Annotated in this window: 7 protein-coding genes; 5 read left to right on the forward strand and 2 right to left on the reverse strand. The window is 75.0% G+C overall.

Features of this window, described 5'->3' with window-relative positions; all coding sequences use genetic code 11:
* A partial coding sequence (locus tag RZ84_RS11305) for a TetR/AcrR family transcriptional regulator (protein WP_241777661.1) occupies positions 1–658 on the forward strand: 658 nt, incomplete at its 5' end.
* A gap of 29 nt (positions 659–687) precedes the next feature.
* On the opposite strand, the gene RZ84_RS11310 is transcribed toward RZ84_RS11305, so the two are convergent.
* Both RZ84_RS11310 and RZ84_RS39650 read right to left on the reverse strand, forming a co-directional pair.
* The gene (locus tag RZ84_RS11310) at positions 688–1,998 is read right to left on the reverse strand and encodes a PucR-like N-terminal domain-containing protein (protein ID WP_043264217.1); all 1,311 of its coding nucleotides are present in this window, start codon (positions 1,996–1,998) and stop codon (positions 688–690) included.
* Between the two features lie 162 nt (positions 1,999–2,160).
* Positions 2,161–2,307, reverse strand: coding sequence for a hypothetical protein (locus RZ84_RS39650; RefSeq protein WP_198539969.1), 147 nt, complete (start codon positions 2,305–2,307; stop codon positions 2,161–2,163).
* Positions 2,308–2,624: 317 nt separating this feature from the next.
* On the opposite strand from RZ84_RS39650, the gene RZ84_RS11315 reads away from it, so the two are divergent.
* The 4 genes from RZ84_RS11315 to RZ84_RS11330 form a co-directional block, all read left to right on the forward strand.
* Positions 2,625–3,623: a cell envelope lipid trafficking protein PgfA gene (locus RZ84_RS11315; protein WP_052229882.1), complete on the forward strand. Its 999-nt coding sequence runs from the start codon at positions 2,625–2,627 to the stop codon at positions 3,621–3,623.
* Positions 3,624–3,788: 165 nt separating this feature from the next.
* Positions 3,789–4,964, forward strand: a complete 1,176-nt coding sequence (locus RZ84_RS11320) for a glycosyltransferase family 4 protein (RefSeq protein WP_043264218.1) — start codon at positions 3,789–3,791, stop codon at positions 4,962–4,964.
* 8 nt (positions 4,965–4,972) lie between these two features.
* Positions 4,973–5,698: a class I SAM-dependent methyltransferase gene (locus RZ84_RS11325; RefSeq protein ID WP_043264219.1), complete on the forward strand. Its 726-nt coding sequence runs from the start codon at positions 4,973–4,975 to the stop codon at positions 5,696–5,698.
* The coding region (locus tag RZ84_RS11330) for an alpha-(1->3)-arabinofuranosyltransferase domain-containing protein (protein WP_241777662.1) at positions 5,695–10,273 on the forward strand (4,579 nt) is incomplete at its 3' end. The genes RZ84_RS11325 and RZ84_RS11330, both read left to right, overlap by 4 nt.

Here is a 10,273-nt window from a genome sequence, read left to right on the forward strand (position 1 = left end):
CGGCGGGCTGAGCCGTGAGCGGGTGGTGCGGGCCGGGATCAAGGTCGCCGACGCGGAGGGGCTGCGCGCGCTGTCGATGCGCCGGGTGGCGGCCGAGTTCGGGGTGTCCTCGATGGCGCTCTACCGGCATGTGGCCAACAAGGACGAGCTGGTGCTGCTGATGGCGGACGCGGCGTTCGCCGGCGTACGGCTTCCGGAGCCGGCCCCGACGGGCTGGCGGGAGCGGATGGAGGCGGGTGCGCGGCTCCAGTGGGCGCTCTACCAGCGGCACCCGTGGCTGCCGCAGTACCTGTCGATCAGCCGGCCGCAGCCGATGCCGCGGGCGATGGCACTGATCGAGTGGACCATGGCGCGGGTCGAGGGGGTGGACCCGCTGACGCTGATCCACATGGCGGTGACGCTGCTGAACCATGTGCGGGCCACCGCCGCCGGGTTCGAGGACGACCTGGAGGCGGAGCAGGAGACCGGGATGGACCAGGGCCAGTGGATGGCGGCCATGGAGCCGGCGTTCGAGAGCATCCTGCGGTCCGGTGCGTACCCCATGTACGCGGGGGTCGACGGGGCCCCGGGGGACGCGGTGACCCTGGACACCATCTTCGAGTTCGGGCTGGCGCGGCTGCTGGACGGGGTGGGGATGCTGATCGAGCGGGGGAAATAGCCGCGGGGCGGGGCCGGTGGGACGCCGGGTCAGCCGAGTTCGCCGCGCAGGCGCCGGGCCCGCAGCACCAGCTCCAGTTCGAAGCGGCGGTCCGGGTCGTCGACGTCCGCGCCCCACAACTCCCGTATCTGGCGCAGCCGGTAGCGCACGGTCTGCGGGTGGACGCCGAGCCGGGCGGCGACCTCGGGGGCGCCGCCGCGGGTCTCCAACCAGGCCAGCAGGGTCTCCGCGAGGCGCCGGCCGTGGGTGGGGCCGCACCGCTCCAGGGGGGCGAGTCGACGCCGGGTGAGGTCCTCGATCAGCTCCTCGGGCGGCAGCAGGACCAGTGCCTCGGTGTGCTCGGTGCACTGGAGCAGCTCGCCGGTGGGCAGCAGTCCGCGCTCCATCAGGTCGACCGCGGAGGCGGCCCAGCGCAGCGACTTGGCGGCGTCGGGCAGCGGCACGGCGGGGCCGATGGCGCCCGACCAGCCGGCCGCCGCCCGGGCGAGGAGTTCCCGGCGGCCGGGCGCGTCCGGTTCCGGCACCACCATCCGGGGCCGTTCGCACTCCATGTCGAGCAGCACACCGTCGGCCACGGCGGGCGCCACCGCGTCCCGGGCGGGGCGCAACAGCACCGCCACCGCGACCCGTTCGGGCAGCGACCAGCCGATCCGGGCCGCGCACTCGGCGAGCGGCACCGCACTCGGGGGAGCCGGCGGGACCGGGGGAAAGCCGCCGACGGGCAGGGCCGCCAGGCCGTGCCGGGGGGCGGGGCCGCCGGGCCGCCGGTACCCACGGCCGCGGCCGTGAACCGGGGGCGCGTCGGCGAACAGCTGCTCCATCAGGCGGCGTTGCAGCCGCAGCCGCTCCCCCGCCTGGCGGGCGGCGGCCTCCGCGTAGCCGCGGACGGACTCGGCGACCAGGCCGTCGAGGTACTCGAAACCGGACTCGGCGAGCTCGTACATCGCTGGGGCCGGGATGGCGACCTGCTGGCCGATCTCGGCGAGCCGCCGCCAGGCGAGCCGGACGCCGAGCCGGTAGATCGCCTGGAGGACGTCCAGGCTGCGGCCCTGCATGCCCTCGCCGCGGCCGAACTCCTGGAAGACGCGCGGGTGGACGTGCGGGCGGTCCAGGCCGACGGCCATATGGGCCACGAAGTGCTCCAGCGACTGCCGGATCCCCACCAGCGCCCGCGGCTCCCCGAACTCATCGGGGATCAGCGGGAGTTGGGGGTACTCCCGGCGGATCTCGCGGAGGATGTCCTGGGCGAGCGCGGGCACCTCCTCCCTCGCCAGGGCGGCGAACCGCCGTACCTGATGGGGCGGTACCTCCCGCCACGCCGAGCGGACGGTGGTCACCACGGCGCGGCCCTGCCCGGCGTCCCCCGCTCGCCGGCGGTGCCGGGGCCTTTCCGACCCTGACCCACCGGACGGACCCCGGGGCCCGCCGCCACGTGACGGGACCCGGTCCGCGGCCCGCGCTCCTCCCCGGCACGGCCGGCCTTCGTCAGCACACCGCACCGCCTATCCGCCGGCCCGGTCGAACGTCACCAGCGGCACGTTCGGCTGCTCGGGGGTGGTCTCCAGGGCGGCGACGATGCCCAGGGCGGCGCCGACGGCCAGGGCGGCGGCGGCCAGCGCGGTCAGTGCGGCGGCGAGCGTTCGGTGCATGGCGCGGCGATCCCTTCGTCGGCAGCCGAAGCGGGAGTGCGTCGGTGAGGAGGCACGGTGCGGCACACGGCGCGGCACGACACGGGCGCACGGCCCGCGCCACAGCGGCCCTCAGGGGGCGGCTCACGGCTCGGACGACCGGCGGCGGCGACGCGTTCCCACAAGCGCGGCGCCCCTTCGGTCGGGGTGCCTGCCGAGTGTGGAAGGGCATTGACGCGCTGTCAAGGGTTCGCTTACGTTCCCGCCCCATGGCGCCGGGTCGCGGCGCCGCACGTGCACCAGGGCGTGTTCCCCTCACCGCTTCCAGGAGTGCCCGTATGCGTGAATCCGGCAACCCCGCGGCGTCCACCGCCGCCCCCCGCACCGCCTCGCCGCTGTCGCTGGCCCTCCTGGGCGCCGGGGTGTTCCTGCTGGTCCTGGCCCCGCTGCTGGTCCGGTACGTCACGCCGCGGGCCGCACTCACCCCGGTCGACGTCGACGCCACCACCGTCTTCACCGGCACCGGCAGCTACTTCGACACCGGCTCGCTGACCACCAGGAACGGGCAGCGGATCACCATCACCCGGCATGTGCTGGGCGATGTCGCGGCGAGCGAGAAGAGCGGGCGGGCGGTGTGGGACGTGTCCACGACGGTCGACACCCCGCCGACGCTGGCCCTGAAGGACCCGCGCCGGGCGTTCCAGTGGACCACCGGACGCTGGGTCACCGACCGGCGCAGCAACGCCCCGGTGCACTGCTGCGGCGAGGCCCCCACCCGCTACGACGGGGACGCCTACCTCAAGTTCCCCTTCGACGTGCGGAAGAAGACCTACCGCTGGTGGGACGACACACTCGGCGCCGCCGTCCCGCTCCGCTTCGCCGGCACGACCCGGGTGCAGGGCTACCCCGGCTACCGCTTCACCGGGACCGTGCCGGCCACCCGCACCGGCAGCCGCCAGGTGCCCGGACGGCTGGTCGGGCGCCCGCAGCAGGGCCAGATCCAGGCCGAGGAGTGGTACGCCAACTCCGGGATCACCCTGGTCGCCGACCGGCGCACCGGCCGGATCATCGACGCGTCGATCTCCCCGCGGAAAACACTGCGGGCGCCCGGCTCCCGGCACGACGCGGTCACCCTGCTGCGCGGCCACGACCTGGAGTTCACCCCCGCCACGCAGCGCGCCCAGGTCGGGCTGGCGAGGGCGGAGAGCGGCAAGCTGGCGCTGGTGAGCCGGACGCTGCCGGCGGGCGCGGCGGTCGCCGGCGGGGTGCTCGCGCTGGCCGGCGGACTGCTGGTCGTACGGGGCCGACGGCCGGGTGGCCGGATCTGGGCGAAGTGATGAACGGGCGGCCTGGATCGGACCGGATTTTGTCATCCCGGTGAGTAGCCGCCGCCGGTCCGTCGGCGAAAACTGTGCCTCCCACACGCTGCACGACCCGCACGACTCAGCACGCAGTACGTCCCCCACCGCTGGTACCGCACCCTGAGACGAGTTGGATCGCACATGCCCCAGCATGTCCCCGCCTCCCCCGCCCGACCCGCCGCTCCCCCCGCTCCGGGCCCGCTCGCACCCCCCGCACCCGCCCCGGCCGCCGACGCGCCTCCGCGCCCCCGCCGGATCGTCTTCCTGGCCCGCCGCGACCTGGGCAACCCCGCCGCCGGCGGCTCCGAACTCCTGGTGGACCGGATCGCCGACGGACTCACCGCATACGGCCACGACGTCACCCTGCTGTGCGGCGGACCCGCCGGCGAACGCGGCTACCGGGTGGTGTCCGCGGGCGGCGACGCCGCCCACTTCCTGCGCGCACCACGCCAGTTGGCGCGCCGCGTCGGGCCCTGCGACCTGCTCGTCGAGGTCTGCAACGGCATGCCGTACCTGGCGCCGCTGTGGCACCGCGGCCCGACGCTGTGCCTGGTCAACCACGTCCACACCGACCTGTGGGGGATGCGCTACCCGGCGCCCGCGGCCCGGCTCGGCCGCCGCCTGGAGCACTGGGCGCTGGCCGGCACCCACCGCCGCAATCTGATGGTCGCCGTCTCCGGCTCCACCGCGTCCGCACTGCACACCCTGGGCGTCGCCCCGGACCGGATCCGGCTGGTCCACAACGGCGTCGCGGAACCGGGGCCGCTCGCCCCCGAATCCCCCGAGCCGCTGTTCCTGGCCATGGGGCGGCTCGTCGAGTACAAGCGGATCGACCTGCTGCTGCGGCTGTGGGAACGGGTGCGGCCGGTGACCGGCGGCCGGCTGGTGATCGTCGGCGACGGACCGGAACGCGACCGGCTGGCGGCCCTGGCCGGCCCGGCCGTCACCTTCACCGGGCGGATCTCCGAACAGCGCAAGCACCAACTGCTGTGCTCCGCCTGGCTGCTGCTGCACCCCTCCGTCGTCGAGGGCTGGGGCCTGGTGGTGATGGAGGCCGCGGCGCGCCGCACCCCCGCCGTGGGCTTCGACATCCCCGGGCTGCGGGACTCCGTCGAGGACGGGGTCACCGGCCTGCTGGCGCGCGGCGAGAGCGCGTTCGCCGCGCACTGGTGCACCCTCGCGCTCAGCGCCCGGCGGCGGCACGCCCTCGGCCTGGCCGCGGCCCAGCGCGCCGCCCGCTTCCGATGGAGCCGCACCGTCCGCAGCTTCCGGGCGGTCGCCGCGGAGGCGGTCCTGCACACCCTGCCCGGACGGTGAGGCCCGCCGTGCGCGACCCCTCGCTGCGCAGGTCCTACACCCTCTTCCGCGCCTTCCTGCGCGAGCAGACCGAACCGGAGCACTGCTACCGACTGCTCGCCCGCGACGCCGCCGACCAGGTCGAACGGTACGTACCGCTGACCGGCGCGGTGGTCTGCGACGTCGGCGGCGGCAGCGGCCACTTCACCGAGGAGTTCCGCCGCCGCGGCGCCCACGGCTACCTCTTCGAGCCCGACACCGCCGAACTCACCGCGCGCGGGCCCGCACCCGAAGGAGCGGTGGTCGCCGACGGCTACCTGCTGCCGCTGACCGACGGCGCCGCCGACGTCTGCTTCTCCTCCAACGTCCTGGAACACGTCGCCGACCCGCAGACCTTCCTCAGCGAACTGGTCCGGGTCACCCGCCCCGGCGGCCTGATCTACCTGGCGTTCACCAACTGGCTGTCCCCCTGGGGCGGCCACGAGACCGCGCCCTGGCACTACCTGGGCGCCGAACGGGCCCGTACGCGCTACCGGCGGCGCACCGGCCGGCCCGCCAAACACACCCTCGGCGAGAACCTCTTCGCCGTCCACATCGGCCGCACCCTGCGCCAGGTACGCGCCCGGGACGACGTCGCCGTCGTCACCGCCCGCTCCCGCTACGCCCCCTTCCTCGCCGAGGCCATCCCCCGCCTCCCGGGCGTCCGCGAGATCGCCACCTGGAACCTCCTCCTCATCCTCCGGCGGTTGCCATGACCCAGACGCTGAAGATGTCCCTGTCACCGGGCTCACCGGACGCCGGCGGCACCCCGTCCACCGCCGCCGCCCCGCCGCCCGGCGAACCCCGGCGCCGGCGCTGGCTGTTCGCCTTCTGGGCCGTCGTCCTCGTCGGCTTCCTGGCCCCCGCGCCCGGCAAGATGACCTTCGAGACCAAGCTCGGGGTGACCACCGACCCCTGGGCGTTCCTCGGCGACCTCGGCCAACTCTGGCACGACCGCGCCGGCTTCGGCGGCATCGCCGACCAGTACTTCGGCTACGCCTTCCCCACCCTCCCCTACTACGGCCTGACCCACCTCGTCCACCTGCCCGTCTGGCTCGCCGAACGGCTGTGGATGTCGCTGATCGTCACCGCCGCGTTCTGGGGCGCGTCACGGCTCGCCGAACGGCTCCGCTTCGGCACCCCGCCCACCCGGCTCCTGGCCGCGGCCTGCTACGCCCTGTGGCCGACCTTCACCCTCGTCATCGGCTCCACCTCCGCCGCCGCCCTGCCCGGCGCACTGCTGCCCTGGGTCCTGCTGCCGCTCACCGACCCGCGCGCCGGCGCCCGGACCGCGGCCACCCGCTCGGCACTGGCGATCCCCTTCATGGGCGGCGTCAACGCCGCCTCCACCCTCGCCGGCCTGCTGCCCGCCCTCCTGTACCTGCTGTCCCGGACCGGGCCGCGCCGCCGCGCCCTGCTCGCCCGGTGGCTGCCCGGCGTCGTCCTGGCCACCGTCTGGTGGGTGGTCCCGCTGCTCCTGCTGGGCATCCACGGCGAGAACTTCATGCCGTTCATCGAGCAGGCCGACACCACCACCGGCACCATGTCCGCCACCGAGATGCTGCGCGGCGCCGGCAACTGGGTCGGCTACCTCAACTTCGGCAAACCCTGGCTGCCGGCCGGCTGGACCCTGACCGCCAACGCCCTCGCCGTCCTCGGCTCGGCACTCGCCGCCGCCCTCGGCCTCGCCGGCCTGGCCCGCCGCGACCTGCCCGAACGCCGCTGGCTGCTGCTGACCACCCTGACCGTCGCCCTGATCGCCCTCGCCGGCTACGGCGGCCCGCTCGGCGGCCCCGCCCACGGACTCTGGCAGGACTGGCTGAACGGCTGGCTCCGCCCGTTCCGCAACATCTACAAGTTCACCCCCGGCCTCGCCCTGGCGCTCACCCTGGGCCTCGCCCACCTGCTGGGCACCGCCCGCCGAACCGGCCCCGAACGCCGCCGCGCCCGCGCACTCCCCGGCCACCGCGCCCTCCCGGCCGTCGCCGCACTGCTCCTCCTGCCCGCACTCGCCCTGCCCTACCTGACCGGCACGGTCCTCCAGCCCGGCGCCTTCAGCCACCTGCCCGCCTACTGGAAACAGACCGCCAACTGGCTGGCCGCCCACACCCCGCACAGCCGCGCCCTGGTCGTCCCCGCCACCGCCCACGGCATCTACACCTGGGGCTCCCCCATCGACGAACCCCTCGACGTCCTCGCCCGATCCCCCTGGGCACAGCGCGACTTCGTCCCCTTCGGCACCCCCGGCTCCCGCCGCGCCCTGGACGCCGTCGAGCAGGCCCTCCTCACCGGCGCCGAAGTCCCGGGCCTGCGCGACTACTTGGACCGTGCCGGCATCCACGACGTGGTGGTACGCAACGACCTCGACCCCGACCAGATCGGCTACGTCCCCCCGCGGACCGTCACCCGCACCCTGGAGGCGTCCGGCTACCGCAAGGTCGCCGCGTTCGGCCCGCTGACGACCAGCGGCCGGATCCCCGCCGAGGCCCCCGTGCAGATCCAGGGCCTCTACCCGCGCCAGCGCTCCGTCGAGATCTACCGGCCCCAGGGCATCCCCGAACCCGGCCCGGTCACCGCCCGGGCCGTCGCCGGCACCGCACAGCTCAGCGGCGGCCCCGAATCCCTGCTCCAGCTCTCCGCCGACCCCGCCCTCCGCAACCGGCCCACCGTCCTCACCGGCGACCGCCACCCCGGCCTCGGCACCCCACCGCTCCAACTGACCGCCGACGGCCTGCGCCGCGCCGACACCCGCTTCGGCCTCGTCAACAGCAACACCTCGTACACCTACACCGCCGACGAGCGGAACCACCCCGACAGCGTCCAGGACCCCGGCCGGCCGCCCCGGCAGATCCTGCCCACCACCGGCATCGCGCACCAGACCACCGCCGTCCTCCGCGGCGCCGCCTCCGTCACCGCCTCCACCAGCGGCAACTGGCTCTTCCACCTGCCCCAGTACGACCCGGTCAACGCCTTCGACGGCAACCCGGACACCGCCTGGGCCGAGGGCAGCGCCGGCAACCCCGTGGGCCAGTGGATCCGCATCGCCTTCACCCAACCCACCGACATCCCCACCGCCCTCTCCGTCACCCCCCTCCCCGGCGACGGCCTGCGCGCCGCCCCCACCTCCGTACGCATCCAGACCGACCGCGGCAGCACCGACAGCCCGCTCCGCCCCGACGGCACCCGCCAGCGGATCGCCGCCCCACCCGGGAAGGCGACCTGGCTCAAACTCACCATCCTCGGCTCGCAGATCCCGCGCGCCGGACTCTCCGGCGCCGGCTTCTCCGAGATCTCCATCCCCGGCGTCCAGGTCACCCGGCTCCTCCAACTCCCCACCGACGCCACCGCATCCGACTCCCCCGCACAGACCGTCTCCCTCCACCGGGGCAGCGACCCCGGCGGCCTGTCCCCGGTCTCCGCCGAGGTCGGACTCCACCGCCAGTTCCACACCGGCCGCAGCGCCTCGTACACCGTCACCGGCAAGGCACTGGCCGTCCCCGGCCCCGAACTCGACCACCTGCTGGACCGCATCGCCCCCGACCAGAAGGACCGCATCACCGCCACCGCCGACTCCACCAGCTTCGGCTTCGGACAGTCCCTCAGCCCCCGCAACCTCGTCGACGGCGACCTGACCACCGCCTGGATCGCCGGCGACAAACCCACCGTCCACCTGCGCTGGCCCGGCAAGAAGAAGATCGACCGGATGGTGCTGGCCGCGGCCGGCGGCATCTCCACCCGCCCCGAACAGATCCTGATCAACTCCCCCTACGGGGCGGCCACCGCGGGCGTCGACGAGAACGGCCTGGCCCGCTTCGACCCGATCACCACCGACCGCCTCGACATCACCATCAGCAAGGTCAAGGAACTCACCCTCAACAACCCCGTCGCCGGCCAGCCGCTGCAACTCCCGGTCGGCCTCAGCGAGATCTACATCCCGGCCCTCGACTCCTACCGCACCCCACGCCCCGACCCCGGCAAACGCTTCTCCCTCGCCTGCGGCCAGGGCCCGATGCTCGCCGTCGACGGCGTGCTGCACGCCACCAAGGCCAGCGGCTACGTCCGCGACCTCACCGACCGCCGCCCCATCACCGTCCAACTCTGCGCCGACGAGGCCCCCGACGGCCGTCTCCTCCTCCCCTCCGGCCGCCACCGGGTGGAAGCCGGCGACCAGGGACCGCTGTCCCTGACGGACGTGGTGCTGCAACGGGGGGAGACGGGCGGGGTCGGCAACGCCCCTACCAGCGCGCCTTCCACCGCCCCGTCTACTGCCCCCTCTTCCGCTCCCGACTCCGCTGCCGCGCGTCCGGTCTCCGCCGACAAGTGGACGGGCGACCACCGCACCGTCACCATCGGCGCCGGCCGGGCCGCCTACCTCCAGATGCACGAGAACGCCAACGACGGCTGGCACGCCACCCTCAACGGCCACCCGCTGACCCCACTGCGCGTGGACGGCTGGCAACAGGCGTTCCTCGTCCCGGCCGGCGCCGGCGGCACCGTCGAACTCACCTACACCCCGGCCACCTTCTACGACCTCGGCCTCATCGGCGGTGTACTGGGCGTCGCCCTGCTCGTCGCCGCCGCCCTCGTCCGCCGCACCCCGCGCACCCCGCCACCCGCCCCGGAACCACCCCCCGCCCCCTCCTGGGCCCTCGGCACCCTCGCCCTGACCGCGGTGGTCGCCCTGGCGGCCGGACCGTACGCGGTGATCGTGCCGCTCCTGGCCGTGGCGGCCCGCTACCGGCCGCACGTGCTGGCCCCCCTCGCCTTCGCGGCAATGCTGGGCGCCGGCATCACCGCGGCCCTCGGCGCGGGCCACCCCGTCGCCGAACACACCGGCGCCTTCGGCACCACCGCCCAGGCCCTCGCCCTGCTCGCCCTGACCGCAGCCGTGGTAACGGTCCCGCCCCCACCAACCACCACTTCACACGCACCCACCCCGTCCGGAACTCCCCCCGGCTCCGCCCCTTCATCACCGTCCGCACCATCCGCCCCCTCCACACCGTCTGCTCCCTCCACTCCCTCCACACCGTCCGACCTGCCGGCACCGTCAGCACGGACCGCGGCACCAACGGCCCGCCCTCCCCTGCCGCGACGCGATCGGGGCGGAGACGGGGCGGGCGTATCGGATGAGCCGGGCGCATCGGGAGCGCATGGGTCAGGCGCATCGGCAGCGCATGGGCCAGGCGTATCGGGAGCGGCAGCGCACGGTGGCCCGGGAAGCCCTCCGGGCACAGCGCACGGTGGCCCGGGAAACGCGCCGGGAGCCGCCGCAGAGACCGGCGGGGCCGGCG

This window comes from Streptomyces sp. CT34 (assembly GCF_000805335.1).
GTDB lineage: Bacteria > Actinomycetota > Actinomycetes > Streptomycetales > Streptomycetaceae > Streptomyces.

Bases quoted from the DNA above. Each gene is read 5' to 3' on its own strand.
- RZ84_RS39650 (WP_198539969.1), bottom strand. From the start codon at position 2,307: ATGCACCGAACGCTCGCCGCCGCACTGACCGCGCTGGCCGCCGCCGCC.
- RZ84_RS11315 (WP_052229882.1), top strand. From the start codon at position 2,625: ATGCGTGAATCCGGCAACCCCGCGGCGTCCACCGCCGCCCCCCGCACC.
- RZ84_RS11320 (WP_043264218.1), top strand. From the start codon at position 3,789: ATGCCCCAGCATGTCCCCGCCTCCCCCGCCCGACCCGCCGCTCCCCCC.